The sequence below is a fragment of the Kribbella shirazensis genome (assembly GCF_011761605.1).
Taxonomy (GTDB): Bacteria; Actinomycetota; Actinomycetes; order Propionibacteriales; family Kribbellaceae; genus Kribbella; species Kribbella shirazensis.
In genome coordinates this window covers 5,674,421-5,700,800 of the sequence record NZ_JAASRO010000001.1, presented here as the reverse complement: position 1 = coordinate 5,700,800, position 26,380 = coordinate 5,674,421, and the positions used below count along the sequence as shown (strand labels likewise).

The following is a 26,380-nucleotide window of genomic DNA, read 5'->3' as shown; positions in this document are numbered from 1 at the left end:
AGGACACCGCCAGCCCAACGTCAGGAACTGGACAGCTCGGATCCTCCGCGAACCTCGAGGGTGACGCCGGGGGTGATGCGGTAGGGGTGGGTGGAGATGAGGGCGCCGGCTGTGCGGCGGAGGCGGGAGATTTCGGCTCGGATGGTGATTTCGTGGTGTGGGTCGCCGTAGAGGCGGGTGCTGAGCTCGGCGGCGGTCAGGCCGGTGGGGCCGGCGGTGGCGAGGGTGGCCAGGAGCTCGGCGTGGCGTGGGGTGAGGGACGTGCGCCAAGGGTCACCGTCACGCAGTACCTCCAGTCGCGGCTCGGGGCCGCGGTGCAGGCGGGCTCGGACGGTGGTGCCGGGCTCGCGTGGGCGGATCAGCCAGCCGTCGGCCAGTCGCTCCGGCAGGCACAGGCCCAGACCGGGTACGGCGACAGCGTGGTCCGCGCGCGGTACGTCGATGCGGTCGCGCGCCGCGATCCCGGCGTGGTGCGCGACCCACCCGTGGTCGTCGACGACCAGGAGCGGACCGTTGGTGGAACTCACCACCGCCTCGGTCGAACGGCGGAGGCTCTCCAGCCGCTCCTGGTGATGCCGCCACAGCGACGCCTCGGCGAGCCGGACCGCGCTCTCCACCAGCGCCGCGATCGCCGGATGCAGCGTCAGCGCCGGCCCGCTCACGTCCACGACGCCGAGCAGCTGCCCGTCGCGAGGATCGTGAATCGGCCAGGCGGTGCAGTACCACGGGTGCTGATGGTTCTCGTAGTGCTCGGCCGAGAACAGCTGCACCGGCGCCGCCTCCGCCAACGCCGTACCGATCGCGTTGGTGCCGACCACCTGCTCGGTCCACAACATCCCCTCGAGGAACCCGAGCCGGTCCGCGGTCAGCTGCACCCGCGGCGACCCCTCGCGCCAGAGCACCACCCCGTCCGCATCGCACACCACCATGAGGAAGAGCGAGGCGTCCGCGACACTCGTGAGGACCCGGCGCAGTTCGTCGATGACGAGCGACAGCCGCGACGTACCGCGCCGCCGTACCAGCTCGTCGTGGCTCATCGGCCGGCGTGCGTTGACGTGGTCCGCGGCGAGTCCGAGATTCATCACCCGCGACCACGAGCGGGCGACCAGCGCGCGCGGCCGTTGCGGAGGCCGTACGCCGCTCAGCACCGCGTCATGAATCCGTACCAGCTCACGGGCCCGCAGCGAGAGGTCCGTCCCGGGCGGGATCGCCCCGTACGCGGCGCTGGTTCTCGTCATCGGACCTCCCTGCCTGGCCCGATCATCGTAGGCCGAGTCTGTGACCGTCGCCACGGTGCAACGTGGTGCAACCCTGGTCAGCACGGGTTCGCGAGCGGTGTCCTGACCTCATGACCCAGACCGAGGAGAAGCCGACCATCCAGCTGTCGGCAGACGACCGGGCGACGAACTGGTTGACTGCGTTCGAGGACGCGCTGCGGGCGCGCGACGTACCTCGGGCCGCCGGCCTGTTCGCCACCACCAGCTTCTGGCGCGACCTGGTCGCGTTCACGTGGAATCTCAAGACCGTCGAGAACCCGGGCGGCGTCACCGACCTGTTGACGCACACGCTCGACTCGACCGATCCCAGCGGGTTCAACCTCACGGAGCCCGCTGCCGAGGCCGACGGCGTCGTCACCGCGTGGTTCGAGTTCGAGACCGGCGTGGGCCGCGGCGGCGGGCTCGTCCGACTCGTCGACGAGGACGGACAGGACAAGGCGTGGACCCTACTCACCACCCTGCGTGAGCTGAAGGGCCACGAGGAGCCGCGCGGTGTAAGGCGTCCGATGGGCGCGCAGCACGGTGTGGACCGGAGCCGGCAGACGTGGAAGGAGAAGCGGCAGGCGGAGGCGGAGTCGCTCGGATCGGTCGAGCAGCCGTACGTGCTGGTGATCGGCGGCGGGCAGGGCGGGATCGCGCTCGGAGCGCGGTTGCGGCAACTCGGCGTACCGGCGCTCGTGATCGACAAGCACCCGCGACCGGGCGATCAGTGGCGGAACCGGTACAAGTCGCTGTGCCTGCACGATCCGGTCTGGTACGACCACCTGCCGTACCTGAAGTTCCCGGACAACTGGCCGGTGTTCGCGCCGAAGGACAAGATCGGCGACTGGCTCGAGTCGTACGTGAAGACGATGGAGGTGCCCTACTGGTCGAACACGGTCGCCCGCTCCGCGTCGTACTCCGAAGAGACCGGCGAATGGACCGTCCTTGTCGAACGCGAGGGGCAGCCGCTGACGCTACGGCCGCGGCAGCTGGTGCTCGCGACCGGGATGTCGGGGAAGCCGAACGTGCCGTCGCTGCCCGGTCAGGACGTGTTCCGCGGCGACCAGCACCACTCGTCCGCGCATCCTGGTCCGGACGCGTACGCCGGGAAGCGGTGCGTCGTGATCGGGTCGAACAACAGCAGCTTCGACATCTGCGGCGCACTGTGGGAGCACGGCGCGGACGTGACGATGGTGCAGCGGTCCAGCACGCACATCGTGAAGAGCGACTCGCTGATGGAGTACGGCCTTGGTGACCTGTACTCCGAACGCGCGCTGGCCGCCGGTGTGACGACGGAGAAGGCGGATCTGATCTTCGCGTCGATCCCGTACCGGATCCTGCACGAGTTCCAGATCCCGGCGTACCAGGCGATGGCGGAGAAGGACAAGGCGTTCTACGAGCGGCTGGAGGCCGCCGGGTTCCGGCACGACTGGGGTGATGACGGGTCGGGGCTGTTCATGAAGTACCTGCGGCGCGGGTCGGGCTACTACATCGACGTGGGCGCCGCGGACCTGGTCGCGAACGGTGACGTGAAGCTGGCCCACGGTCAGGTCTCGCACCTGACGGAGGACGCGGTGGTGCTCGAGGACAGGACCACGTTGCCTGCCGACCTTGTCGTCTACGCGACCGGGTACGGGTCGATGAACGGATGGGCCGCCGACCTGATCTCACAGGAGGTCGCGGACGCGGTCGGGAAGTGCTGGGGCCTCGGCTCCGACACCACGAAGGACCCTGGCCCGTGGGAGGGCGAACAACGCAACATGTGGAAACCCACCCAGCAGCAGGCCCTCTGGTTCCACGGCGGCAACCTCCACCAGTCCCGCCACTACTCGCTCTACCTCTCCCTCCAACTCAAGGCCCGCTACGAAAACATCCCCACCCCCGTCTACGACCTGCAGGAGGTGCATCACCTCGAGTAGCCGGTGCGCGAAGTATCGTGAGGCCCATGAGTGTGCAGCGGCGGCCGACGATGTACGACGTGGCTGCCCTGGCGGGGGTTTCGCATCAGACGGTTTCGCGGTACCTGCGGGCGGATCCGACGGTCAAGGTGGCCACGTCGACGAAGATCAAGGCGGCGATCGACGAGCTGGGGTACCGGCCGAACCTGACGGCGCGGGCGATGCGGACGCGCCGTACCGGGGTCGTCGCGATCATCCTGCCCGGATGGACCGGGCCCGAGCGGACGGTCGAGGCGGCGTGTGCGGAGGCGCAGCGGCTCGGGTACCAGGTGGAAATCGTGATCGGGGTCGACGAGGACCCGGCGGCGCTGAGCCGGCTCGCGGACGACATCCTCGGGCGCGGTCAGGTGGACGGTGTGCTGTCCGTGACGCCGTTGACGGTGACGGCCAGCGGTGTCGTCGTACAGACCGACGAGTTCGACGACCGGCTCCGCGCGGTCGAGGCGGTTGCCGCGGACGAGGCCACGATGGAGGAGATCGTCGAGAAGCTCGCCGCACTGGGGCATCGCGAGTTCTTCCACGTCGCGGGGCCGCAGGACTGGAGGTCGGCGCAGCTGCGCAGGTCCGGATATCTGAAGGCCTGTGAGCGGCTGGGGTTGCGGTCGCACGGTGTGTACGACGGGCCGTGGCATCCGGACACCGGTGTGGCCGCGGTGCAGTCGCTTCCTGATGACACGCCCGTGACGGCTGTGGTGGCGGCGAGCGATCACATCGGGGTCGGGGTGCTGCGCGCGGCGTTCGACCGCGGATGGCGGGTGCCGGACGATCTGAGCGTGACCGGATGGGACGACCTGACGCTGGTTCGCTACGGTACGCCGGCGCTGTCGACCGTCCGCCTCGACCGCGAGACCTCGGGCCGGCACGGCATGCGCCGCCTCGTCGCGGCACTGCGCAACGAGCCCGAGCCGGAGCCGTTGCGTGCCGCCCCGACCGAGATCGTCTTCCGCGAAACCACAGCCCCACCCCGCTGACCGCTACGGGGCCGCGGTGAGGACCAGGGCGCCGAGGTGCCAGAAGCGGTCCGGCTCGCTGTCGAGGGTCAGGTCGGCGGTCCGGCCGGTGGGGCCGCCGTCGAGGTCGGCGTGGATCCAGGTGAAGACGCCGCCCGGGAGATCGGTCGACGCGGCAAGGACTTTGTTGCCTTCGGCGATGATCGTCGGAGGGCAGTCCGGACCGCCGTCGCCGACGAGTGCCGAGAGGCGGACCGGGCCGGGCGGCAGCGTGACGCGGAGCGTCCGCGCGGGATAGTCGCCGACGAAGTCCCGGCGGAGGGCGTCCCAGGTGCTGCCGCGGTCCCGCCCCTGCGGCGCGGTACCGACCCAGCCGTAGCCCCGGGTCGTGCTCCAGGTGGTGCTGGGGGAGACCCGCGCGTAGCCCGTCACCAGCGGGCTGTCGGCGGTGCCGATGTCCAGCGCGAGGTGGCACTGCGCGGCGTCCGGCGTGATGACGAACGTCTGGTTGCGCGAGCTCAACGCCGTCTGGGCGGGCGTGATGTCGATGTCCAGGTCGACGAGCCCGGCGATCAGCGGCGGGATGACCGGCAACGCGACCGTCGCCGATCCGCCCGCACCGACGGTTGCACCGACCGAGCCGACCTGCCAGCTCGAGTCCACCGGACGGACCGCCGCGGTGAACGACCGCTCCGCATCAGTCGCGTTGGTGACCTGAACAGCAAGGCTGTTGGCCCGGCCGCCGAACAGCAGCTGCCCACCCGGATAGGCGAGCTGTAGCCAGCCCCCGCGCGCCGACACGGTCCGGGAGAATCCGTAGAAGTACGAGACGATCGTGTCCCGCCAGCGTTCCGCCTCGACCACGTGCGCGTCGAACGTCGCCGCGATGTCGGCGTACCGGGCCGCGTCCACCCTCCCTGCCAACTGGCCCCACCCGCTCCGGAACTCCAGCACCCGTTGGTACCCGTTGAAGTGGCTGTCGTAGATGTGCTGGATCATCGTCTTCCCGGACTGCAGCACATGCGTGTACGGGACCCAGTGCATGAACAGGAGCAGCTCGTCCGGACAGTTCTCGAGGGAACCGTAGATCTCCTGCCAGTGCGCGGCGTACAACCCGGTGAACCCAGTGCCCGTGGCAGCCGTGCGGTCGAACCCGGTTCCTGCGGCCGTCGTGTGATGGGACAAGTTCTGCGTGGTCGTCGGCGCCGGTGCGAAGTGCGAGCCGAGCGGGTAGGTGAGGTAGCCCATGCCGAGCGGCGACGTGTAGCTCTCGTACGTCTCCCAGGACTGCAACATGATTGCCTTGAGCACCGACCCGACCTGCCGATCGAGCCCGAACGTGAGCTCGATCCACTCGGTGACGATCTCGTCAGCGGACAGCCGCGGGTTCCACGCCAGTCGTGCGAAGCCGTGCGTGTTCGCGGCTCCGAGCTGGTAGCCGGTCCAGTCCCGGTCGTCGCCGATGTTGACGACGCCCGCCATCCCGACGTTCTCCTGGTCGTACGCGACTCCCGTGACGATGTCGGCGACGGTCGGTCCGCTGCCGGAACCGGTGTACGTCGGGAAGCCGAGGACCGCCTTCCACTCCGGGACGAGGTAGCACAGGTGCGTCGAATGGCCCGTGTATTCCTGCGTGATCTGCAGCTCGACCATCTGGTTCGTCCGCGGCAGACCGCCGAACAACGGATTGACGGGCTCCCGGACCTGGAAGTCGATCGGTCCGTTCTTCGTCTGTACGACGGCGTTCTCGTGGAACTGCCCGTCGAGCGGATGGAAGACGCGGTACTGGTACTCCGCCCAGTCGTCGAACCCCTCGTGCACGAACGACCGCCAGACGATCTTCCCGTCGTACGGCGCCAACCGGTCGGCCAGCATGTTCGCGCCGTCGGCGTGCGTGCGCCCGTAGTCCAGCGGTCCCGGCTGCCCTTCGGAGTTCGCCTTGACCAGGAACCCGCCGAAGTCCGGGATCAACCGGTAGATCTCGTCGATCTTGTCCTGCCACCACTGCTGGACCCGCGCGTCGAACGGATCGGCCACGGCGATCGGCGCCGGCCCGCCCTTCGTGAGCGTGATCGGCGACGCGTAGTTGGCCGACAGCCACAACCGCACGCCCCAGGACCGCAGGACGCCGGCCAGCGCCGCGAGGCCGGGCAGTCGTTCGGATCGCAGGAACTCGGCGCTCGCGTTCACGTTGTTGACGACGGTGTGGTTGATCCCCACCGAGGCGAGCACTCGCGCGTAGTCGACGTACCGCTCGCGCAGACCCGGCAGCTCGTCCCAGACGAAGATCGACTTGCCGGCGTACCCGCGCTCGATGCTCCGATTGAGGTTGTCCCAGTGGTTCAGCATCCGCAGTGGCGAGGCCGGCCGGTCGGTCGTGTTCAGCTGCTCGACGGGCCGCTGACGCTGCACCTGCTGCAGCAGCCGGAACGCGCCGTAGAGCGCGCCGCGCTCGCCACCGCCGGTGATGTCGAAGCGATCGGCCCGGCGCCGGATGGTGAAGCCCTCCGGACCGAGGGTGTCGTCGGCCTTCGCGCTGACGACGACGGCGCCGTCGCCGATCCGGTCGCGCACCGGTACCGAACGACCGAGCAGTCCGGACAGTCCGCGGGACAGTTCCGATCCGGCGGACCGCAGTACGGCGTGATCTCCGAGCACCACCACGTGGGTGAAGGCCGCACGATAGTGGGCGAGTACGTCGCGATCTGCGACGAGCCGGTACCGCATCCAGAGGTCGTATCCGTCCTCCGACGGCGGTACTGCGAACGACGGCAATCCGGGCAGCAGACCGGCGGCCAACGCACCTGCTGCGCCACTGGCCAAGAGGGTGCGGCGAGTGATCGTCATGGGGCGGTCCTTCATGACTCGTAGGTGCGGACGTAGTCGAACCGCGCGGTCGTGCCGGTGCCGCCCATGGAAATCAGCCCGAGCTTGAGCGGTCCGGCGTCGGCGGGCAGGTGCCAGTAGCTACCCCACTGCCAATGCCGTCCGTCGAGGCTGGTGGCCGCCTGGAAGAGGTGCTCGCCCGTGTCGGGCTGCGTGGTGTGGCGTAGTCGCAACCACATCGTGTCGGCGCTCGGCCCGAGCTGGATCGCCTCCGCCCACGGACTCGGATCCGCGCCCGGCCACAGGAAGGCCTGCCGTACGGCGCCCGTGCGGGTCGGCGCGAGCTGCACCGACTGAGTACGGGATGCCCACGCGATCAGGCCGGCCCGCGCATTGCCGGTGCTGCCCTGGAACGGCAGGGTGAGACGGGTCTCGACGGTGTAGTCACCTTGCGGAGCGTCGCGCAGCAGGACAGTGGCGTCCGTGCTGAGGTTGGTGGCCTGGGTGTCCCAGACCAGTTGGCCGTTCTCCACGCGTCCTTGGTTCGCGCCGGTCCACTGCCAGTTGGTGTCCGCGCTGTCGAACTCGTCGCTGAAGCCGGTCAGCAGCTTGCCGGTCGGCGGATCGGGGAGCTTCTTCGTCACCGGCTGGTAAAGCTTGGTCAGGCCAACGTTGTCTCCCTGTCCGGACCCAGCGAGCCCTATCTGCGTCGGCCCGGCCAGTCCCGGCGCCAGCCGTACGTCGAGCCGACCGAGCGGGTTGTCGCCGATCGAGGGCGCGACCTGGATCGTTGCCCGATCTCCACGGACTTCGACGCTCACGGCATGCCAGGTGTCGTACCGCAGTCCCTGGTAGAGCGGGACTTCCGACGTACCGACGACCCGTCCGGCAACTCGTTGCTCGACGCGCAGCGCACCGCGCTCGGGGTCGAGCCAGGCGACGGCGTAGTTCAGCGGCGAGTGGTAGCCGAACACGAGTCCGGTCCTGCCGGTCGACGTCCTCAGGTCACCTTCGACCCGGTAGTCGGCCGGGCCGCTGGTACGGCTGACCAGGAACGACGAGGGGGACGCCGATTCGACGTACCCACCGCTCGTGGGGTCCTGGCCGACGGTCCATCCACCGCTGACGGTGCGCCAGGCGGACAGGTCCGTGGAGCCGTTGAACGTGCTGCCGACGGTCCAGGCGGAGTTGGGCGCGGTCTCCGGCTGGTCGGAGGTCCAGCGTCCGGCGCGGACGGTCGGCCAGCCGTCGATCCAGTCGAGGCGGTCCATCGACTGCGGCCGGCCGCCCCAGGTGGGGTCGGCGCGGAAGTCGGAGTTCACCAGGTTCCACTCCTGGCCGGAGCGGTCGACAGTGACGGCGTTGTGGCCGGTGGCGGACAGCGAGTTCCCGTTGAAGGAGTTCACGATCGTGCCGCCGGGCTGCTCGGCCGTCAGGGACACGCCGTTCTCGTCCAGGAACGGGCCGGTGGGGGAGGTGGAGCGTCCGACGAGCACGGGGTAGCCTCCGCCGCCGACATTGCCGATGCAGCAGCCGTAGCCGGAGTAGAACAGGTAGTACCACGGTCCGCGCTTCGTCACCCACGCGGCCTCGCCGCGTTCACCGGCGACGACCTGCTTGGACGCGCCGACCGTACTGCGCCCGTCGGGCGACAGGCGGACGACGTGCATTCCGCCGCGGCGGAACGAGCCGTAGTACAGGTACTTCGTGCCGTCGTCGTCGATGAACATCATCGGGTCGATCTCCATCACCTCGTTGTCGGCGACGAAATCGACGACCGGGTGACCGATGTCCTTCCACGGCCCGGCCGGCGAGGACGAGATCGCCAGTCCGATCGCGGCGCCGAGCGGCGTCGAGCCCGGTGCGGAGTAGTACATGTAGTACTGGCCGTCGACGTACCGGACGTCCGGCGCCCAGTACCCCTTCTGCGGCCATCCGGCCCACTCGGGATGGTTCTCGGCGCTGAACGCGTCGCCGAGGAACTCCCAGTGCACGAGGTCGGTCGAGCGCACCATCGGGATGAGGTGCTGCGGGCCGCCGTTGTCGGCGTTCTCGCGGGTCAGGCTCGTGTTGGTGGCGTAGGAGTACCAGGCGCCGTCCTTGGCGCGGATCAGTCCGACGTCGGAGAACGCCTGGACGATGTCCTGCATCAACGGGTTGGTGTAGGTCGGCTGGGCGGGGGTGGCGCCGACCGGCGGCAGGCCGGCGATCGTGATCAGCGCCGCCACCAGGCCGGCGAGGAGCAGACGGAACGACACGGTTCGAGGCATGACGGCGGGTCCTCACTGGGCGGGGGGAGAGACCGGGCGATCGCGCACCCAGACACTAAGTGATCGATAATTCCATCGCAAGAGCTCGCGACCAAGCTTCGTGATCAGCGGCCTTCAGGGAGAGTTGATAACCATTGTGAGCCGGTTGAGTGGTTAGGTTGGGTGCATGGACGTCAAAGAGCGGTTCGAGTGGGAAGGGCGGTCGATCGCGTGGGGGCGCGCGGGGAGTGGTCCTGCGGTGGTGTTCTGTCACGGGACGCCGTTCTCGTCGCGCGTGTGGTCGAAGTACGCCGACGCGCTGAGCGAGGACTTCACGGTGTACCTCTGGGACATGCCGGGGTACGGCGCGTCGTCCAAGGATCCTGAGCACGCGGTGGACTTCGGTGTGCAGGCGAAGGCGTTCGCGGCCCTGCTCGGGGAGTGGGAGCTCGACCGGCCGCGCGTCGTGGCGCATGACTTCGGTGGAGCCGTCTCACTCCGCGCGACACTGGCCGAGAAGGCGTCGTACGCCTCGCTGCTGCTGGTGGATGTCGTCGCGATTCCGCCGAGCGGTTCGCCGTTCTTCCAGTTCGTGAAGCGGTATCCGACGACGCTCGACGAGTTGCCGCCGTACATCCACGAGGCGATCGTGCGCGCGTACGTGGGCAACGCGAGTCACCGCGGGCTGCGGTCGGCGGAGCTGGACGAGCTCGTGGCGCCGTGGCTCACGGCCGACGGGCAGCCGGCGTTCTACCGGCAGATCGCGCAGTACGACGAGCAGTACCTGGTCGAGAACGAGCGAACCGTCGGCGAGCTCACGATCCCGGTCAAGGTGGTGTGGGGCCGCGACGACGCGTGGATCCCGACCGCGACCGGGAAGCGGCTCGCGAGCCTGATCCCCGGTGCGTCGTACGTCGAGGTGCCGGAGGCCGGCCACCTGATGCAGTACGACGCACCGGTCGGGCTGGCGAGCCTGCTGCGGGAGTGGCTGTAGCGCGCGGGTGTATTTCTGGCCGCTCGTCGTGCATCTTTTAGCAGGTGACGAGATCTGCGGTGGTGGTTGGTGGCGGGATTGTCGGCCTGGCTGTGGCGCGGAGCCTGCAGCGGCTGGATCCCGGTACGTCGGTCGTCGTACTGGAGAAGGAACCGTCGGTCGGCGCGCACCAGACCGGGCACAACTCGGGCGTTGTGCACTCCGGGCTGTACTACCGGCCCGGCTCGCTGAAGGCACAGTTCGCGGTCGCGGGCGGTACGGCGTTGCGCGAGTACTGCGAGGAGAAGGACATCCCGCTCGACGTACCGGGCAAGCTCGTCGTCGCCACGACCGAGTCCGAGTTGCCGCAGCTCGACCGGCTGTTCGGGATCGGCCGCGAGAACGGCGTACCGGTCCGTCGGTTGACCCTCGACGAGGTGGCCGACCGCGAACCGCATCTGCGGGTGAAGGGCGCACTCGCGGTCGACTCGACCGGTCGGGTGGACTTCCGGCTCGTCGCCGCCGCCCTGGCCGACGACGTCCGGGCGGCCGGCGGTGAGATCCGCACCGGCGTGACCGTGACCGCCGTCGAGAACGCGGGCTCGACGGTTCGGGTTCGTACGGCGGACGACGTCATCGAGGCCGACCGTGCCGCGGTGTGCGCGGGACTGCACAGCGACCGGCTCGCGCGGGCGTCCGGTCTCGAGCCCGGTGTGCGGATCCTCCCGTTCCGCGGCGAGTTCAGCGAGCTCGTCCCGGGGCGGGAGCATCTGGTGCGGGGGCTGGTCTACCCGGTGCCCGATCCCGACTTGCCGTTCCTCGGCGTGCACCTGACCCGTGGGATCGACGGGACGGTCCACATCGGACCGAACGCCGTACCCGCCCTGGCCCGCGAAGGCTACTCCTGGTCGAAGATCGTGCCGCGGGACGTGTGGGAGTCCGCGACGTACCGCGGCTCGTGGCGCCTCGCGCGCCGCTACGCCCGGACCGGCGCGAAGGAGATCGCCCGGTCGCTCACGGGCCGCGCGCTGGTGCGCGAGGCCCGGCGGATGCTTCCCGAGCTGCAGGTCGCCGACGTCCGGCGTTCCGGCGCCGGCGTCCGCGCCCAGGCCGTGACCCGCGACGGCAAGCTCGTCGACGATTTCCTGTTCCTCCGCGACGGCCGCGCCCTGCACGTCCTCAACGCACCGTCGCCGGCCGCCACCGCCTGCCTGGTCATCGGCAACCGCATCGCCGAAGAACTGACCGCCGACCGGGCCTGAGCAAACGTCACACCGGTGCAACAGCTGGGCAATCTTGGCCGGGGATTCTGTGTGGCATGGACTCGTTGCGTACGACGCTCACCGGTGGGACCGCCTGTGAGGTGTGTGGACGTTTGCCGCGACCACGGCGGTTGCGGTTGACGCTGGCGAAGCTGGTGGCGATCGCCCCGGTGGAGCTGGCGCTGCACGCGGTGGTGCTGGCCGCGCATCCGCCGTACCTGATCTCTGTCGCCGTGCTCGCGAGTGTGACGACGGCGCTGGTGATCTGGGTCGTCGAGCCGTCGACGATGCGGCTGCTGCGGTCGTGGCTGCATGCACCGAAGGTCCGGCCGCGGCAGGGGATCGGGACGCTGTGGCGGATCCGTGTGACGCTCGACGACCGCGCGGGATCGCTGGAGCACATCACCCGGCGGCTCGCCGACCTGGAGACCAACATCCTGGGGCTGCACGTCCATCCGGTCGACAACGGAGTACGCGACGAGCTGGTGGTCTCGACACCGGACGGGATCACGGCCGCCGACCTGGAGGACGCTGTCGAGGCGGGCGGTGGACGTGAGACGCACGTCTGGCCGACGACCGCGCTGGCGCTGGTCGACGGACAGACGAAGGCGCTGAGCCTGTCGGCGCGGGTCGTCGCGGACCCGGCCGAACTCCCGCACGCGGTCGCCGAGCTCCTCGGTGCGCACCTGGTCACCGACCGGGCGACGTTGGCCGGCCAGTTGCCGTACGACGGCACGATCCTGAAGGTCCCGTCACCGTGGACCGGGCTGTTCGTCTTCAGCCGGCCGGGCGAGCCGTTCACACCGGCGGAGTCCGCCCGCGCTCACCGGCTCGCCGAGCTGGCGGAGGCGGCGCAGACGATCAGCAGGTGAGCTACCGGCTCAGCACCTCCACGGCCTGGCGGGCGATCTGCCACTCCTCGTTGGTGGGGATGACCAGCACCGCGACCGGGCTGTCGTCGGTGGAGACGAACGCGCCGGCCAGAACTCCGCCGAGGTCGGCGTTGCGCGCCGGGTCGAGGTGGATGCCGAGCGACTCCAGTCCGTCGAGGGCGGCGGCGCGGACCTCCGCGGAGTTCTGGCCGACGCCCGCGGTGAAGACGATCGCGTCGACGGTCCCGAGTACGGCGTAGTACGCGCCGATGTACTTCTTGAGCCGGTAGCAGTACACGTCGAACGCGAGCTGCGCCGACTCGTCACCGTCCGCCCGGCGCCGCGACACCTCACGGAAGTCGTTGACGCCGGTCAGGCCCTTCAGCCCGGACTCCTTGTTGAGCGCGCGGTCTGTCTCCTCGGCGGTCCGGTCCGCGACGCGCGCGAGATGCCCGTGGATCGCCGGATCGAGGTCACCTGACCGCGTTCCCATGACCAGGCCCTCCAGCGGCGTCATGCCCATCGACGTGTCGACGGACTTCCCCGCGCGGACGGCGGTCGCGGAGCACCCGTTGCCGAGGTGCAGCACGATCACGTTCACCTCGCCGGGATCGCGGTCGAGCAGCCGTGCCGCCTGCTCGGACACGAAGGCGTGCGACGTGCCGTGGAACCCGTACCTCCTGATGCCGTAGTCGTCCAGCCAGGACGCCGGCACCGCGTAGGTGTAGGCGTACGGCGGCAACGTCTGATGGAACGCGGTGTCGAAGACGGCGACATGCGGAAGGTCAGGGAAGAGGCGCCGGGCGACCTCGATGCCCTCGAGATTCGCGGGGTTGTGCAACGGAGCGAGCGGCACGAGGTCGTTCACCGCCGCGATCAGGTCGTTGTCCACCAGCGCAGGCTCCGCGAACCTGTCACCGCCGTGCACGACACGATGCCCGACCGCGACGATGTCCACCGAGTCGAGTGCAGGACCGTGCTTCTCGAACGCCCGGACCGCGGCCTCCAGCGCGGCCTCGTGATCGGCCACGGCCTGATCGTCCTCGGCATCCCCCGACGGCCCGTGATGCACGTGATGGCTCTGGTCCTCACCGATCTTCTCGACCAGCCCGCTCGCGACGGCGTCGCCCGAGCCTGTGTCCATCAGGCTGTACTTGAGCGATGACGATCCCGCGTTGATCACCAGCACGTGCTCGCTCATCGGGCTGCTCCCTGCTGGGCCTGGATCGCGGTGATCGCGACCGTGTTGATGATGTCGCGGACCGTCGCTCCGCGGGACAGGTCGTTGACCGGCTTCCGCAGACCCTGCAGGACCGGGCCGACCGCGACCGCGTTCGCCGAGCGCTGGACTGCCTTGTACGTGTTGTTGCCGGTGTTCAGGTCCGGGAAGACGAAGACCGTGGCCCGGCCGGCGACGGGGGAGTCGGGCAGCTTCGTCCGTGCCACCGCGCTGTCGATCGCGGCGTCGTACTGGATCGGTCCCTCGACCAGGAGATGCGGTGCGCGTTCGCGGACGATGGTGGTTGCCTTGGACACCTTTTCGACGTCGGTGCCGGCGCCGGACGTGCCGGTCGAGTACGACAGCATCGCGACCCGCGGGTCGACCCCGAACGCCACCGCGGTCGCGGCCGACGAGATCGCGATGTCCGCGAGCTGCTCCACGGTCGGATCCGGGTTCACCGCGCAGTCGCCGTACACGAGGACCTGGTTCTGCAGGCACATGAAGAACACCGACGAGACCACGGAGACGTCCGGCACCGTCTTGACCACCTCGAGCGCCGGCCGGATCGTGTGCGCGGTGGTGTGGACCGCGCCCGACACCATCCCGTCCGCGAGACCCAGCTGGACCATCATCGTGCCGAAGTACGACACGTCCCGGACCAGCTCGCGGGCACGGTCGAGGTCGACGCCCCGGTGCTGCCGCAGCCGGTGGTACTCGGCGGCGAACTGCTCCGCAAGGTCGCTGTTCTCCGGGTGTACGACGCGGGCCGCGGCCACGTCCACGCCGAGCGACGCCGCCTTCGCGCTGATCGTGGTCGGATCGCCGAGCAGCGTCAGGTCCGCGACACCACGGCGCAGCAGGACGTCGGCCGCGCGCAGGATCCGCTCCTCGTCGCCTTCGGGCAACACGATGTGCCGGCGATCGGAGACCGCCCGGTCGACCAGTTGGTGCTCGAACATCAGCGGCGTCACCGCACTGCTCCGGGCGAGCGCGAGCTGGTCGAGCAGCGCCGTACCGTCGACGTACTGGTCGAACAGCGCCAGCGCGGTGTCGATCTTGCGCGGCGCGTCCTTGGTCAGCCGGCCGCGAACGGCGGTCAGCTTGGCGGAGGTGGCCTGCGTACCGAGCCCGGTCTCGATGATCGGCAGCGTGACGCCGAGGCCCTCGATGAGGCGTTGCACCTGGTCGGGGAGTGCGAAGCCGCCGTTGAGGACGACCGCCGCGATCTGCGGGAAGTTCCGGGAGGCGTGTGCCATCAGGACGCCGAGCACGACCTCCGGGCGGTCCCCGGCGGTGACGACCGCGGCGCCATCGAAGAGCCGGTCGAGCACGTTCGGCATCGTCATGCCGGCGATCATCAGGCCCGTGACCTCGCGGGTCAGCAGTTGCGGGTCGCCGCTCACCAGCCGGCCGTCGATCGGGCCGAGCAGATCGGCCACCAGCGGCTGGTTGAGCACCGGCTCTTCGGGGATCGCGAACGCCGGCGCGCCGATGCCGTCGAGCGCCGCGACCAGCGGCGCGCCGTCGCCCTCGTCCACCCGGTTCGCGATCACCGCGAAGAGCGCGCCGTGGTTCGCGGCGAGTTCGGTCGCGGCCATGTCGGCGATCGCCCGGACCTCGTTCGGCGTACGGCCGAAGCCGTTCAGCACGAGCAGCACCGGTGCGCCGAGGTTGGCCGCGATCTTGGCGTTGAACGAGAACTCCGTCGGCGTGCCGACGTCGGTGTAGTCGCTGCCGACGATCAGGACCGCATCGGCGTGCTCGGCCACCGCGTGGTACCGCTGCACGATCGTGTCCAGCGCCGCGTCGGGATCCTCGTGGACGTCGTCGTACGTGACGCCGACCCCGTCGTCGTACGACTGGTCGACGGCGTCCTGCGAGATCAGCAGCTCGAGGACGTAGTCGCGCCCGCCGTGTGTGGCCGTGTCCGCCCGCACGATCGGCCGGAACACCGCCACCCGCCCGACCCGGCGCGCCAGCTGATGCAGGAGCCCGAGAGCGACCGTCGACTTCCCGGTCGTCCCCTCCACCGAAGCTACGTAGACACTGCTACCCATACCCGGAACCCTACGGAACCGCAGGGTGGGGTCAGGCGGGGCGGGGTGTGAAGACGGCGAACTGGTTGCCGGACGGGTCGCGCAGGTAGGCGAAGTCCGGCGTGCCGCCGCCGTTGCCGAGGCGCTTGTTCACGACGGTGCCGCCTAGCTGCTCGGCGTCCGTGCAGGTTGCGTCGACGTCGGCAACCAGGATGTAGAAGACGGCGTGGTTGGGCAGCTCGCCGTTGGTGGCGAACAGGCCGCCCATCGGCCGGTCCGCGCCGGAAGCAGTGATGTTGCGGTAGTCGAGGCCGCCGGACGTCTGGCTCCCGGAGGAACCGAAGGACCAGTCGAACAGGCTGCCGTAGAACTTCTCGGCGGCTTCCGGGGCGTCGGTCGCGACCTCGAACCAGGCCAGCGTGCCAGGGGCGGGAATGCTCATGGATCTCTCCTTCGATGGATCGGATCGTGCGGTGAGACCACGTTCGCAGCGGTTCGCGACAGCCCTATGTCGGTGTTGGGGAAAGGTCCTCGGGATGCAGCGCGGCCTCCGGCAGCCGCGTCTCGAAGCCGTCCACCTGGAGGCGGCGCGAGGCCGGCGGACGCTGGGGGAGCGCGGCGGTGCGCTCGGCCTTGGTGATCCGGTCCATCCGGAAGACCCGCTCCTCCTGGCGCAGGTGACACCAGGCGGTCAGATAGGAACCGTTCGGCCCGACGACGACGTGCTGCGGCTCGACCTCGCGGACGGTCTCGATGCCGCCGACGTCGGTGTACGCGATCCGCAGTACCTGGTCGTCCCGGACGGCACGCCAGATCAGCTCGGCGATCTCGCCGTCCGGATCGGGCACGGGCCGCACCAGCAGCCGCACCTTCGCGGCCGCGGTCCGTGCCTCGTCGAGAGCCGGCTGAGGCATCGCGGCCACGATCTTCTGCAGCGCGGTCCGGGAGTCGCGGGCGAACAGCACGTGGTCGCTGTGGCTCAGCGCGACCGCGACGGCCATGGCCTCCCGCGGCGTGAAGTTGAGCGGTGGGAGGCTCATCGCGCGGTCCACGGAGTACCCGCCGGCGCGGCCCTGTTTCGTCGCCAGCGGTACGCCGGCCTGCCCGAGCGCACTGAGATCACGCTCGATCGTCCGCACGCTGACCTCGAAACGAGCCGCCAGCTGCCGCGCCGTACGCCCTCGTGGTCCCGCCGCGCGCAACTCCTCCGCGAGCGCGTACAGCCGATCGATCCGGTTCATGCATCGCAGGCTAGGCGGGAGCATGGACAATTCAGCGGTCGAGCTCCTCCGCGAGCGCGATGATGACGCCTTGGGGGCCGCGCAGGTAGCAGAAGTGGATGGACGGTCCGTACTCCTCGATCGTGCCGACCAGCTCGCCGCCGTGGGCCTTCAGGCGCTCGACGGTGTCGTGGACGTCGTCGACCACGAACATCAGGTTCCGGATGCCGAGCGTGTTCGGTGGTGCGGACGGCTCGAGGGTCGTCGCGAGCGGCTTGCGGTACGTCGTCAGCTCGAGCTGCCCGTGGCCGTCGGGTGTCCGGAGGAACGAGATGTCGGCCACGACGTCCGTCATGCCGGACACCCCGTCCACCCAGGCGCCGGAGACCGTGGTCTCGCCGACGAGTTCCATACCGAGCTCGAGGAAGAACTCCTTCGCCGCCGCGAGGTCCTCGAACACAACGCCGATGTGGTCCATACGCTTGATCGCCATCGTGTCCTTCTCCTCCGGGTAGGTGCTGCAACTTACCCGGAGGACGAGACCGCGGCGGCGTTCTCTACATCTGTCGCGAGACTTTCACAGCGGAAGTTCGGCGCCGGTCCGTTCCGCGTGCAGGTAGGTGGCGTACCAGGCAGGCCAGTTCTCGTCGGCCTGGCCGGTGCGGGCCTCGTGCTCGCCGTGGGCGCCGGCGGCGCGGCGCAGCGCGGCCTCGAGGTCCTCGATCGAGGTGTAGGTGGCGTCGCTGACCCGGCCGGGAAGGCGTGTGGTGACCTCCTGCAGCAGCCAGGTGTTGCCGTCCGGGTCGCTGAACGTCGCGAACGAGCCGTAGCTGGACCGGTCGCCCGCGGGCCCGGCCACCCGGCCGCCGTCCTCACCCGGACGGAACTGGGCACCCGGCGCGCTCGGGTGGAAGACCTCGCTGACCTTGGCGCCCTGCGCGAGCAGCTCGGACCGGGCGGCCTCGACGTCGGTGACGACCAGGTACAGGCCCTGCGCGGTGCCCGGCTCGGCCGAGGTGATGTTGCTGCCGAACTGGACCGACGCGGGGGAGCCCGGCGGCGTGAACTGCACGACCCGGAACCCGTTGTCGAACGCGAAGTCCGCGTCCAGCCGCCAGCCCAGGCCGCCGTAGAACTCCTTCGACCGGTCCACATCCGCGACCGGGATGACGACGGCTTCCAGTTTCAGGTCGGTGCTCATTGCTTCCTCCAGGGATGAACGTGTTTCAGTGATCCCCAATCTGCCGCCGCGACACCGGCATCGGACCAGGGGAAGTCCCTGGTCTTTCCACTGGCAGACAAGTGTGGTCCCGGACGCTGTCAGTTCGGGCGCCGGCCGCTCCGGACAGCCTGAGGCCGGGCGGCAGGTCAGCTGCGGACGTCGAGGCGCATCAAGATCCGGGGATGGCCGGCGAGGGTCGACGTGGTGTCGGCGGCCTTGGTGAAGCCGGCGCGCTCGAAGTTCTTGCGGATCCCGGCGTACGCCATTGTGAGATCCACCTTGCTGTCGCCGTTGTCCAGCGGGTAGGCCTCGACGACCGGCGCGCCGTTCTCGCGGGCGAAGTCGACGGCACCGGTGATCAGCGCATGCGAGATGCCCTGACCGCGATGACCGGGCCGGACGCGGATGCACCACAACGACCACACCGGCAGGTCGTCGACGTGCGGGATCTTCCGGTTCCGCGCGAACGTGGTCGCGGCTCGCGGCGCGATCGCGGCCCAGCCGACCGGCGTGTCACCGTCGTACGCCAGCACCCCCGGAGCGGGCGTCTCCCGGCACAGCCCGGCGACGTACTCCGCCCGCGCCGGCCCGCGCAGCTCGTTGTTCAGCTTGGACGGGATGCGATAGCTCAAGCAGAAGCACACATTGGCCGTCGGCGACTTCGGCCCGATCACATCCCGCACGTCCTCGAACACGCTCGCGGGCCGGACATCGATCATGGGTGTTCCCATACGGCCAGATTAGTGCTGTACGTCGTACTGGAGCTTCTGGATGCCGTTGGAGTAGGACTCGCTGGCGGTCAGGGTGAGCTTCAGCTTGTCCCGGTCGGCGTCGCTGAAGAGGCGCTTGCCGGCGCCGAGGAGGACCGGGAAGACCAGCAGGTTGTACTGGTCGATGAGTCCCGCGTCGGACAGGTTGCGGTTCAGGGTGACGCTGCCGTTGACGATGATCGGGCCGCCGTCGGTCTCCTTGAGCGCGGCCACGTCGTCGAGCGAGCGGAGGATGGTGGTCTCACCCCAGTTCGAGACGAGGTCGCTGTCCTGCAGGGTGGTCGAGACGACGTACTTCGGCATCGCGTTGTAGCCCGCGAAGTCCTCGGTCATCCCCGGCCAGACCGGCGAGAACGCCTGGTAGCTGACCCGGCCGAGCAGCAGCGCGGTGGCCTGCTCCTGCTCCTCGCCCTTCAGCGCGTACGCCGCCTCGTCGAACGGGATGTCCTTGAACGTCCAGCCCGTGTTCCGGTACCCCGGCTCGCCGCCGGGCGCCTCGACCACGCCGTCGAGGGAGATGAACGCGGTGGTGATGAGGGTACGCATCTGGTGCTCCTTGAGGTGTCGTGCCGATGTGCTTGTGCCTGGGCGTCGTGCGGATCCCGACCGGATCGACATCCCCGAAATGTGACGCCGATCACTCCGTGGTGACGATCCAGGCCGCGGAGTCGAACAGGACGCCGTCGGCGGTCGCATGCGCCGCGAGCGCCTCGCGCAGGGTGGACCTGGCGCGAACGGCGTCGGGTGGATCGAGCTCGGCAAGCAGCGCCTGCGGCTCGCGGAGCTGGAGGACGTTCTCGTACGCCGACTCGACGTCGGGCCCGTAGTACAGCGGCTCGCGGAGGGCAGTGAACGTCGGCTCGACGAAGCCGGCTGTGGTGAGGATGTCCCGTGTGGCCTCGGGATCGCCGAGCGTGAACGGCGAGTCGTCGCGGAACGCGCCACCGATCGCTTCCGGGATCACGCGCGCCCACTCGTTCTCGGCCCGAGGTTGCCAGACCAGGAACGCGACCCGGCTCGCGGCCCGGCGAAGGTTGCTGAACGCGCGCGCCGGATCGGCGAAGAACATCACGCCGAACCGGCTGATGCAGACGTCGACCGGCGCGAAGTCGTACGTCGTCGCGTCGGCCGCGACGTAGGTGACGTTGCCGGCCGTCGTGCTCCGCCGGGCGTGGTCGAGCATCCGCTCCGACACGTCCACGCCGAGCACCGGCCCCGGCGCCGCATCCCGGGCCGCGTCGCGCGTCGTCTGCCCGGTCCCGCACCCGACGTCGAGCACGCGATCACCCGGGCGGATACCGCACGCAGTACGGAAAGCCTCCCGATAGAACTTCAGCTCGGCGTCGTAGTCGAACACGCCCCACAGACTAGAGTGCCGCGCCGGCAAAGACGACGCGATCAGCATGGCTGGCAGTGTCGGCACCACGTTGTACCTCGGCCACCGACCCAGGCGTGCGACAGCGGCGTTCCGCACCGGGGACAGGAGCCGGCTGGATCGTCACGTCGTCCGGTCAGCCAGTTCTTCCGCGGTGGCACCCGGCCCGCCGCGATCGACTGCCGCAGGACCGTCCGCATCCGGGTGTGCAACCGCCGGATGTCGGCGCCGTCCAGTTGCGTGCAGGACCGGTGCGGGTCGATCCGGGCTCGCCAAAGGATCTCGTCGGTGAGGAGGTTGCCGAGGCCGGCCACGGTCGACTGATCCATCAGCGCCGGCTTGACCTGACCACGACGGGCAGCGAGCCGATCACGCAGCCCCGCGGAAGTCAGCTCCGCGGCGTCGGGCCCGAGGCCGGCGAGCAAGCGCTCGACGGTCTCCCGGTCCGGTGCGTACCGCAGGCCGTGCAGCTTGCGCATGTCCTGGAACCGCAACTCTCCGTGGGCGAAACCGAACACGACGCGATCGAAACGCTGCCGCTTCTCGTCCACCGCCCAGTACAGCGAGCCCGTCATGCCGAAGTGCAGCAGAACGGCGGCTCCGTCGCGCGAGCCCGTGACCGGTACGACGAGGTGCTTGCCGTGCCGCCACGGCTCGCGGAACTGATGACCTGTCAGCGCCCGCCGCAGACCGGCGCCGGTCACGCCCCGAAGTACCCCGGCGTCGAGCACCTCGACCTGGCGGATCCGGCGGCCGAGCGCGTGCTCGGTCAGCACCCGCCGGAACCCTTCGACGTCGGGCAGCTCAGGCATCTCTTTCCACCCGTACCCGGCACCATGCACCATGGGTGCCATGGAGCCGTTGCTGTTCGAGAGCCAGGATCTGGGGAAGACCGAGGAATTCCTCAACCGGGCGTACACCAAGATGCAGATCGGCGGTGGCGCCTCGGATGTGCGGACCCGCATCTCGCGGGCGACCGCCGAGTCACTGAGCGTGGACCGGCTCGAGATCTGCTTCGAGATGAGCTACGACGCCGACCCGCTCGGCAAGATCTGCCTCTGCGAGGTGTACTCCGGCAGCATCGTCGACCACACCACCGGCGGCCGGCGCGAGGACTTCCATCCGGGCGACCTGGTGTCGTTCGCGCCCCCGGACCGGCCGATGGCCGGCAAGGTCCGGCGGTCGACGTACAGCATCACGATGTTCGACCCGGCGCTGCTCACCCGGGTCGCCGGGGTCAGCAGGAAGGGCAACGCTCCGGTGCGATTGCTCGAGCACCGCCCGCACTCGCGTCAGGCGGCGCGCCAGCTGTCGCGGACGATCGCGTACCTGGGCGACCACGCGCTCCCGGATCCGGTGGTCCAGGCGTCACCGCTGGTCCTCGCGTCCCTCGCGCAGCTGCTCGCCTCGAGCGTCCTGGCGACCTTCCCGAACACCGCGATGACCGACCGCGAAGGCCGGGACGCGCGGCCCGCGAGCATCCGGCGCGCGCTGGCGTACATGGAGTCGAATCTCGATCAGGCGATCGGCGTCGCCGACATCGCGGCGGCCGCCGGTGTCACCGTGCGGGCACTGCAGACCGCGTTCCAGCGTCACCTCGGCACGACGCCGCTGGCGCACCTCCGCAGGCTTCGGCTGGCCGAGGTGCGTGCGGAGCTGCTGGCCGCCGATCCGTCCGTCAGCACTGTCGTGGGCATCGCCGCGCGGTGGGGCTTCCACCATCACGGCCGGATGACCGCGGCGTACCGCGAGCTGTACGGCGAGCTGCCGAGCACGACCCTGGCGCGCAGCTAGGCCCTGGGATCGGGAGCCCCGCCCTAGGGCAGTTTCCGGGTGTCGATCAGCTGCTGGGCGACGTCCCGGAGCTTGGTGTTGGTGTCCTGGGAGTACCGCTTCAGGACGGCGAACGCCCGGTCGGCGTCGATGTCGAAGCGCTCCATCAGGATGCCCATCGCCTGGCCGACCAGCTTCCGGGCGTCGATCGCCTGGGCCAGCGCAGCCTCGTGCCGCGCGGAGGCCAGGGCGACGGAGGCGTGCCGCGCGAGGATGTGCGCGACCGCCACGTCGTCCTCCCCGAACGCGTCGGCCTTCGGGCTGTACAACCCGAGCACGCCGGCCGCTTTGCGCGGCTCACGACCGGTCGCGAGCGGTACGTCGAGCACGCTGCGGACCCCGAGCGCGGCGACCTTCGCGGCCCACTCCGGCCAGCGGTCGTCGCTGCCGGTGTCCTGGATCAGGATCGGCCGGCCTTCCTGCAGGACTGACACCAGCGGACCGTGCTGACTGCTGAGCTGGAGCTCGTACACCTCGGCGACGACCGGATCGGTGACCGCGGCCACCTCCACACGCGAACCGCGGGCGGAGAACGCCACCCCGGCGTACGTGCAGCTGAGGGCCTGCAGGGCGTACTGGACAACCGCGTCCAGTGTCTCTTCGACGCCTGGGGCGTCGTGCAGCTCGACGGCAAGGCTGGCGAAGGACGAGGCAGCACCGTCCTTCGTCGGGTCGATCATGGTCATCTTCGTCTCTCCTGGCGGTCCGGCGCGGGTGCCCGCCATCGGGCCGCCGTGGGAACATCATGCGGCTGTTATGCCGTTTCCGCTGCCTTCTGACGCGATTGCCGCGAAATTGCGTTCCGTGGACAGGTGGAAGTTCGCCGGACGGCTAGGTTGGAGGGGTGCAGGTGGCGAAGGGCTGGGCGTGGGTGGCGGTCGGGATCCTGGTGGCCGGGGCGTGGAGCGCGTGCTCGGATGACAACGCCGGTCAGCCGGTGACCAACGCCACGCCGCAGCCGACCGCGAGCAAGCCGACCGTGAGTACACCGATCGCTCCCAAGTCGGCCGGTCAGCCGACGGCGACGAGCGCCGAACCGTGGTACGAGGACTACGACCCGGCGCATTTCGCGGCCGACGTACGGCGGTACGCGAAGCAGGCCGGAATCAATCCGCAGTTGCTGATGGCAATCTTGTACAACGAGTCGTACAAGCCGCACGACCCGAAGTTCGAGCGGCAGTGGGCGGAGGTCGACTCGGACCCGGCGTTCGGGATCGCGAACATGCACAAGCCCGCGTTCGACGAGACGAAACGCGGCCGGCCGTTCGCGCAACGGAAGTGGGAGGAGCTGCCGGACAACCCCGCGCTGGCCATCCAGGCGGCGGCCTGGCACCTGCACGACCTGGCCGAACGGCTGCCGGCCAAGCGCGCCGGCCTCTACACCAAGGACGAGTTGCTTGCCCTCGGCTACAACGCCGGCGGCGGCAACATGCGGATCTTCGCCCGCGGCCGCAAGGCCGGCCCGCAGGCGCAGTCGTACCTCGACCGCCTGCACAAGAACTGGGAGAAGTCCGCCGAAGCACTCAAGAGCTGACGGGAGACCCTGTGGAGTTCGCAGCACCGGCACTGGCCGTGGCCGACTGGCGGCGGGAGGTGTTCGCGCTGTACCTCTCCGTGCGCGCCGAGCCGGATCCGGCCGTCGCCCACGCCCGCTGGCAGGCCCGCCGCAACGAGCTGCTGACGAACCACCCCGCCTCGCCGGTCCCGCGCGAGCAGCGTGCGTCGTACCCGGGAGCGCGCGTCGCGCCGTACCGTCCGGACCTGCGTTTCGAGGCGACCGTCGACGCCGACGTCGAGCCGTTCAGCTGGGAGTTCGAGTCCGCGACCGACGGCGTGATCCCGTTCTCCCGGGTCGGCGTACTGCGGCTGCCGATCGGCGACCTGGACGTCTGGTGGCTGGAGTCGTACGGCGGCGGCCTGTTCGTCCCGGTGAAGGACGCGGTGGCCGGCAGGTCGACGTACGGCGGCGGCCGCTACCTGATCGACACCGTGAAGGGCGCCGATCTCGGCAGCGACCTCGCGCAGGGGCGGCTGGTCGTCGATCTGAACTTCGCCTACAACCCGTCCTGCGCCTACAGCCCGGACTGGACCTGCCCGCTGGCACCGGCAACCAACACGGTCGGTGCCGAGCTGCCGGTGGGCGAGTTGTCGGGCTGACTCAGGCGGAGGCCTCCAGAGCCCGGGTGAGGAGGGCGGCCAGGGCCTCGAGCTGGAAGTCGGCCGAGGAGCCGACCTCCTCGTCGGAACCGTCGAGCGCCTTGGCGGCCAGGCCGGCCTTGGCGTCGATCAGGTCCGCGACGCGGGTGTCGATGGTCTGCGCGGCGATGATCCGCCACGCGGTGACCGGCTCGTCCTGGCCGATCCGGTGCACCCGGTCGATCGCCTGGGTCTGCTCGGCGTTCGTCCAGGACAGCTCGGCGAGGACGACGTTCGACGAGACCTGGAGGTTCAGGCCGACGCCCGCGGTGAGCAGCGAGCAGACCGCGATCGACACCTCGGGATCGTTCACGAAGGCGTCGATGTTCTTCTGCCGGGTGCGGGCGGTCTGGTCGCCGCGGATCGACGAGTACCGGATGCCGCGCTCGGCGAACAGCTCCTCCGCGGTGTCCATCACCTCGATGTGCCGGGCGAAGAACACCACCTTGCCGACGTTCTGCGCCAGTTGGGCGGCGTAGTCGGCGGCCAGGCCCGCCTTGGCCTGACCGATCCGGCGGAACAGGCTGAAGACGTTGTCGCCGGTCTTCTTGGCGGCCATCTCGGTCCGCTCCCAGCCGGCCACCTGACGCACCAGGTCGTGGTCGATACCGTCCACGACGGCACCGGAACGCCGGGTCTCCAGGGCGGTCCGGTACCGCTCGACCAGCCGGTCCGCGAGCTCCCGCTCGGCGGCGCGGATCGAGCGGCCGACGGCGCCGTCCAGCTCGACCGGCAGGTCGGCGATCCGGCGGGCCGGGATGTCCGCGGCGACGTCCACCTTGCGTCGGCGGACGATGCCCATGTCGATCACACTGGCCCGCGCGGCCGCGGCGAAGCCCGGGTCGGCCGGGGTCAGGTCGGTCGCGTCGAGCTTGTCCATCAGCTCGGCCAGCGGCGCCTTCTCGTCGATCCAGCCGAGGAACTCCCAGATCGCGGTGAAGTCCTCGATCGAGTTGATCAGCGGCGTCCCGGTGAGGGCCATCAGCAGCGGCCGGGACATCCGGGACCGGATCTTGCCGGACAGCTCGAGCACATTGCGGGACCGCTGGGACTTCTTGTTCTTGATGAAGTGCGCCTCGTCGACCACCATGCCGCGGAAGCCGAGGTCGCCGAGCCAGCCGACGTGCCGGTCGAGGATCTCGTAGTTGACCACGACGATGTCCGCGAAGCCGTCGATCGAGTCGCCGTCGCCGTGGATCACGGTCGGCGTACGGCGGGGCGTCCACAGGCCTGCCTCGCGGGCCCAGTTCGTCTTCACGACGTTCGGCACGACGACGAGCAGGGGATAGGCATCGGCGGCCTGGGCGGCCAGCAGCGCCTGGGCGGTCTTGCCCAGACCGGGCTCGTCCGCCAGCAGGAAGGTCCGGTGGTCGTTCGCGGCGGCGGCGATCAGGCGGGCCTGGTGCGGCATCAGTTCCAGGCCGCGGTGCCGCAGCGCGTCGATACCGCCGGCCAGCTTCGGCGACGTCGGCTCGGGCAGGGTCATGCTGGCGGAGGCGGCGGCATGCTCGAACGAGCGCAGCAGCGGCCCGATCAGCTCCCAGCCGCCCAGCCGGCTCGGCCCGGCCGGACGGGACGGCGCCGCCGAGAAGTCGGGGGCGAGGAACGGGTTGGCGAGCTGCCGGGACACCACGGCCTGCGGGACCACGCGCCGGGTCTGGGTCTCCGGGGGAGCGACCGGCTCGGCGGGCTCCGGCTCCTCGGGCACCTCCATGCCGGCGTCCTCGAGCATCTGCCGCTTGAGGGCGGCCGCGGCGTCGGAGATCACCGCGTCCTCGGCCAGCAGGCCGAGCAGCGAGGGCTCCATCGCGGCGGTCTTGGCCAGGATCGTCGCGATCCCGTCCAGCCGCCGGAGCTGCTCGGTGCGGTACGCCTCGCCGGCGGAGTCGTCGCCGTTCACCCGGGCCCGCTCCTCGCGGACCAGCAGGGCCACGATCTGGAACTTCGTCCTGGTGGACGGCTTGATCGCACCGCGGGTGACCGCGTTCTCGACCTCGCGCACGGCCTGCGCGAGGACCTGGATCAGACCGTCGGACTCGCCGTCGCGGGCACGCCGCCGTCGACGGGGAGCGGAACGGGTAGCGCCGGGCTGGCGCTGACCTCGTCGGGCCAACATTTCCTCCTGTGTCGTGCCACGGCCGGAGCCGTGACGGTACG

The 26,380-nt window shown here is 69.9% G+C and carries 23 protein-coding genes; 8 read left to right on the top strand and 15 right to left on the bottom strand.

The window, feature by feature from the left end:
- Nucleotides 1–20: 20 nt before the first annotated feature.
- Entirely contained in the window at nucleotides 21–1,238 is a 1,218-nt protein-coding gene (locus tag BJY22_RS27525) for a GAF domain-containing protein (protein ID WP_167212160.1), read from the bottom strand.
- A 110-nt stretch (nucleotides 1,239–1,348) separates the two neighbouring features.
- Here BJY22_RS27525 and BJY22_RS27520 point away from each other — a divergent pair, with 110 nt between their 5' ends.
- Entirely contained in the window at nucleotides 1,349–3,178 is a 1,830-nt protein-coding gene (locus BJY22_RS27520; RefSeq protein WP_167212157.1) for a flavin-containing monooxygenase, read from the top strand.
- 26 nt (nucleotides 3,179–3,204) lie between these two features.
- Complete coding sequence (locus BJY22_RS27515) at nucleotides 3,205–4,188, top strand: LacI family DNA-binding transcriptional regulator (protein ID WP_167212153.1); 984 nt, start codon at nucleotides 3,205–3,207, stop codon at nucleotides 4,186–4,188.
- Nucleotides 4,189–4,191: 3 nt separating this feature from the next.
- Here BJY22_RS27515 and BJY22_RS27510 read toward each other — a convergent pair whose 3' ends face one another.
- Both BJY22_RS27510 and BJY22_RS27505 read right to left on the bottom strand, forming a co-directional pair.
- Complete coding sequence (locus BJY22_RS27510; RefSeq protein ID WP_167212150.1) at nucleotides 4,192–7,014, bottom strand: alpha-glucuronidase family glycosyl hydrolase; 2,823 nt, start codon at nucleotides 7,012–7,014, stop codon at nucleotides 4,192–4,194.
- An 11-nt stretch (nucleotides 7,015–7,025) separates the two neighbouring features.
- Nucleotides 7,026–9,263 carry a family 43 glycosylhydrolase gene (locus tag BJY22_RS27505; RefSeq protein ID WP_167212147.1) on the bottom strand — a complete coding sequence of 746 codons (2,238 nt, stop codon included), beginning with the start codon at nucleotides 9,261–9,263 and terminating at the stop codon, nucleotides 7,026–7,028.
- A 166-nt stretch (nucleotides 9,264–9,429) separates the two neighbouring features.
- Here BJY22_RS27505 and BJY22_RS27500 point away from each other — a divergent pair, with 166 nt between their 5' ends.
- The 3 genes from BJY22_RS27500 to BJY22_RS27490 are packed head-to-tail and all read left to right on the top strand — an operon-like array spanning nucleotide 9,430 to nucleotide 12,349.
- Nucleotides 9,430–10,236: an alpha/beta fold hydrolase gene (locus BJY22_RS27500; RefSeq protein WP_167212144.1), complete on the top strand. Its 807-nt coding sequence runs from the start codon at nucleotides 9,430–9,432 to the stop codon at nucleotides 10,234–10,236.
- Between the two features lie 44 nt (nucleotides 10,237–10,280).
- Nucleotides 10,281–11,477, top strand: a complete 1,197-nt coding sequence (gene lhgO / locus BJY22_RS27495; protein ID WP_167212141.1) for an L-2-hydroxyglutarate oxidase — start codon at nucleotides 10,281–10,283, stop codon at nucleotides 11,475–11,477.
- 56 nt (nucleotides 11,478–11,533) lie between these two features.
- Nucleotides 11,534–12,349, top strand: a complete 816-nt coding sequence (locus BJY22_RS27490) for an amino acid-binding protein (protein ID WP_167212139.1) — start codon at nucleotides 11,534–11,536, stop codon at nucleotides 12,347–12,349.
- A gap of 1 nt (nucleotide 12,350) precedes the next feature.
- Here BJY22_RS27490 and BJY22_RS27485 read toward each other — a convergent pair whose 3' ends face one another.
- The 10 genes from BJY22_RS27485 to BJY22_RS27440 form a co-directional block, all read right to left on the bottom strand.
- The gene (locus BJY22_RS27485; RefSeq protein ID WP_167212136.1) at nucleotides 12,351–13,550 is read right to left on the bottom strand and encodes an acetate/propionate family kinase; all 1,200 of its coding nucleotides are present in this window, start codon (nucleotides 13,548–13,550) and stop codon (nucleotides 12,351–12,353) included.
- Nucleotides 13,547–15,628 (bottom strand): phosphate acetyltransferase, encoded by a 2,082-nt coding sequence (gene pta / locus BJY22_RS27480; protein ID WP_167212133.1) that lies wholly within the window; start codon nucleotides 15,626–15,628, stop codon nucleotides 13,547–13,549. Before pta ends, BJY22_RS27485 begins: the two co-directional genes overlap by 4 nt.
- 31 nt (nucleotides 15,629–15,659) lie before the next feature.
- Nucleotides 15,660–16,049, bottom strand: a complete 390-nt coding sequence (locus BJY22_RS27475; protein WP_167212130.1) for a VOC family protein — start codon at nucleotides 16,047–16,049, stop codon at nucleotides 15,660–15,662.
- Nucleotides 16,050–16,113: 64 nt separating this feature from the next.
- Nucleotides 16,114–16,848, bottom strand: coding sequence for a helix-turn-helix transcriptional regulator (locus BJY22_RS27470; RefSeq protein ID WP_167212128.1), 735 nt, complete (start codon nucleotides 16,846–16,848; stop codon nucleotides 16,114–16,116).
- A 31-nt stretch (nucleotides 16,849–16,879) separates the two neighbouring features.
- Entirely contained in the window at nucleotides 16,880–17,320 is a 441-nt protein-coding gene (locus BJY22_RS27465) for a VOC family protein (RefSeq protein WP_167212125.1), read from the bottom strand.
- A gap of 84 nt (nucleotides 17,321–17,404) precedes the next feature.
- A complete protein-coding gene (locus BJY22_RS27460) occupies nucleotides 17,405–18,028 on the bottom strand; it encodes a VOC family protein (RefSeq protein ID WP_167212122.1) in 624 nt (207 codons plus the stop codon).
- A gap of 167 nt (nucleotides 18,029–18,195) precedes the next feature.
- The gene (locus BJY22_RS27455) at nucleotides 18,196–18,780 is read right to left on the bottom strand and encodes a GNAT family N-acetyltransferase (RefSeq protein WP_238350475.1); all 585 of its coding nucleotides are present in this window, start codon (nucleotides 18,778–18,780) and stop codon (nucleotides 18,196–18,198) included.
- A gap of 9 nt (nucleotides 18,781–18,789) precedes the next feature.
- The gene (locus tag BJY22_RS27450) at nucleotides 18,790–19,365 is read right to left on the bottom strand and encodes a dihydrofolate reductase family protein (RefSeq protein WP_167212119.1); all 576 of its coding nucleotides are present in this window, start codon (nucleotides 19,363–19,365) and stop codon (nucleotides 18,790–18,792) included.
- 91 nt (nucleotides 19,366–19,456) lie between these two features.
- Nucleotides 19,457–20,176 carry a methyltransferase domain-containing protein gene (locus tag BJY22_RS27445; protein ID WP_202891289.1) on the bottom strand — a complete coding sequence of 240 codons (720 nt, stop codon included), beginning with the start codon at nucleotides 20,174–20,176 and terminating at the stop codon, nucleotides 19,457–19,459.
- Nucleotides 20,177–20,217: 41 nt separating this feature from the next.
- Nucleotides 20,218–21,006, bottom strand: coding sequence for an Fpg/Nei family DNA glycosylase (locus tag BJY22_RS27440; RefSeq protein WP_167212113.1), 789 nt, complete (start codon nucleotides 21,004–21,006; stop codon nucleotides 20,218–20,220).
- Nucleotides 21,007–21,046: 40 nt separating this feature from the next.
- Here BJY22_RS27440 and BJY22_RS27435 point away from each other — a divergent pair, with 40 nt between their 5' ends.
- Nucleotides 21,047–21,988 carry an AraC family transcriptional regulator gene (locus BJY22_RS27435; protein WP_167212110.1) on the top strand — a complete coding sequence of 314 codons (942 nt, stop codon included), beginning with the start codon at nucleotides 21,047–21,049 and terminating at the stop codon, nucleotides 21,986–21,988.
- A gap of 23 nt (nucleotides 21,989–22,011) precedes the next feature.
- Here the strand turns inward: BJY22_RS27435 and BJY22_RS27430 are convergent, their stop codons facing one another.
- A complete protein-coding gene (locus BJY22_RS27430; protein ID WP_167212106.1) occupies nucleotides 22,012–22,713 on the bottom strand; it encodes a GAF and ANTAR domain-containing protein in 702 nt (233 codons plus the stop codon).
- Nucleotides 22,714–22,871: 158 nt separating this feature from the next.
- Here BJY22_RS27430 and BJY22_RS42630 point away from each other — a divergent pair, with 158 nt between their 5' ends.
- Complete coding sequence (locus BJY22_RS42630; RefSeq protein WP_202891288.1) at nucleotides 22,872–23,561, top strand: transglycosylase SLT domain-containing protein; 690 nt, start codon at nucleotides 22,872–22,874, stop codon at nucleotides 23,559–23,561.
- A gap of 11 nt (nucleotides 23,562–23,572) precedes the next feature.
- Nucleotides 23,573–24,184, top strand: a complete 612-nt coding sequence (locus BJY22_RS41885; protein ID WP_202891287.1) for a DUF1684 domain-containing protein — start codon at nucleotides 23,573–23,575, stop codon at nucleotides 24,182–24,184.
- A gap of 1 nt (nucleotide 24,185) precedes the next feature.
- Here the strand turns inward: BJY22_RS41885 and BJY22_RS27415 are convergent, their stop codons facing one another.
- The gene (locus BJY22_RS27415; protein ID WP_238350474.1) at nucleotides 24,186–26,339 is read right to left on the bottom strand and encodes a DEAD/DEAH box helicase; all 2,154 of its coding nucleotides are present in this window, start codon (nucleotides 26,337–26,339) and stop codon (nucleotides 24,186–24,188) included.
- Nucleotides 26,340–26,380 lie beyond the last annotated feature (41 nt).

Bases quoted from the DNA above. Each gene is read 5' to 3' on its own strand.
- BJY22_RS27525 (WP_167212160.1), bottom strand. From the start codon at position 1,238: ATGACGAGAACCAGCGCCGCGTACGGGGCGATCCCGCCCGGGACGGAC.
- BJY22_RS27520 (WP_167212157.1), top strand. From the start codon at position 1,349: ATGACCCAGACCGAGGAGAAGCCGACCATCCAGCTGTCGGCAGACGAC.
- BJY22_RS27515 (WP_167212153.1), top strand. From the start codon at position 3,205: ATGAGTGTGCAGCGGCGGCCGACGATGTACGACGTGGCTGCCCTGGCG.
- BJY22_RS27510 (WP_167212150.1), bottom strand. From the start codon at position 7,014: ATGACGATCACTCGCCGCACCCTCTTGGCCAGTGGCGCAGCAGGTGCG.
- BJY22_RS27505 (WP_167212147.1), bottom strand. From the start codon at position 9,263: ATGCCTCGAACCGTGTCGTTCCGTCTGCTCCTCGCCGGCCTGGTGGCG.
- BJY22_RS27500 (WP_167212144.1), top strand. From the start codon at position 9,430: ATGGACGTCAAAGAGCGGTTCGAGTGGGAAGGGCGGTCGATCGCGTGG.
- BJY22_RS27490 (WP_167212139.1), top strand. From the start codon at position 11,534: ATGGACTCGTTGCGTACGACGCTCACCGGTGGGACCGCCTGTGAGGTG.
- BJY22_RS27485 (WP_167212136.1), bottom strand. From the start codon at position 13,550: ATGAGCGAGCACGTGCTGGTGATCAACGCGGGATCGTCATCGCTCAAG.
- pta (WP_167212133.1), bottom strand. From the start codon at position 15,628: ATGGGTAGCAGTGTCTACGTAGCTTCGGTGGAGGGGACGACCGGGAAG.
- BJY22_RS27475 (WP_167212130.1), bottom strand. From the start codon at position 16,049: ATGAGCATTCCCGCCCCTGGCACGCTGGCCTGGTTCGAGGTCGCGACC.
- BJY22_RS27470 (WP_167212128.1), bottom strand. From the start codon at position 16,848: ATGAACCGGATCGATCGGCTGTACGCGCTCGCGGAGGAGTTGCGCGCG.
- BJY22_RS27465 (WP_167212125.1), bottom strand. From the start codon at position 17,320: ATGGCGATCAAGCGTATGGACCACATCGGCGTTGTGTTCGAGGACCTC.
- BJY22_RS27460 (WP_167212122.1), bottom strand. From the start codon at position 18,028: ATGAGCACCGACCTGAAACTGGAAGCCGTCGTCATCCCGGTCGCGGAT.
- BJY22_RS27455 (WP_238350475.1), bottom strand. From the start codon at position 18,780: ATGGGAACACCCATGATCGATGTCCGGCCCGCGAGCGTGTTCGAGGAC.
- BJY22_RS27450 (WP_167212119.1), bottom strand. From the start codon at position 19,365: ATGCGTACCCTCATCACCACCGCGTTCATCTCCCTCGACGGCGTGGTC.
- BJY22_RS27440 (WP_167212113.1), bottom strand. From the start codon at position 21,006: ATGCCTGAGCTGCCCGACGTCGAAGGGTTCCGGCGGGTGCTGACCGAG.
- BJY22_RS27435 (WP_167212110.1), top strand. From the start codon at position 21,047: ATGGAGCCGTTGCTGTTCGAGAGCCAGGATCTGGGGAAGACCGAGGAA.
- BJY22_RS27430 (WP_167212106.1), bottom strand. From the start codon at position 22,713: ATGACCATGATCGACCCGACGAAGGACGGTGCTGCCTCGTCCTTCGCC.
- BJY22_RS27415 (WP_238350474.1), bottom strand. From the start codon at position 26,339: ATGTTGGCCCGACGAGGTCAGCGCCAGCCCGGCGCTACCCGTTCCGCT.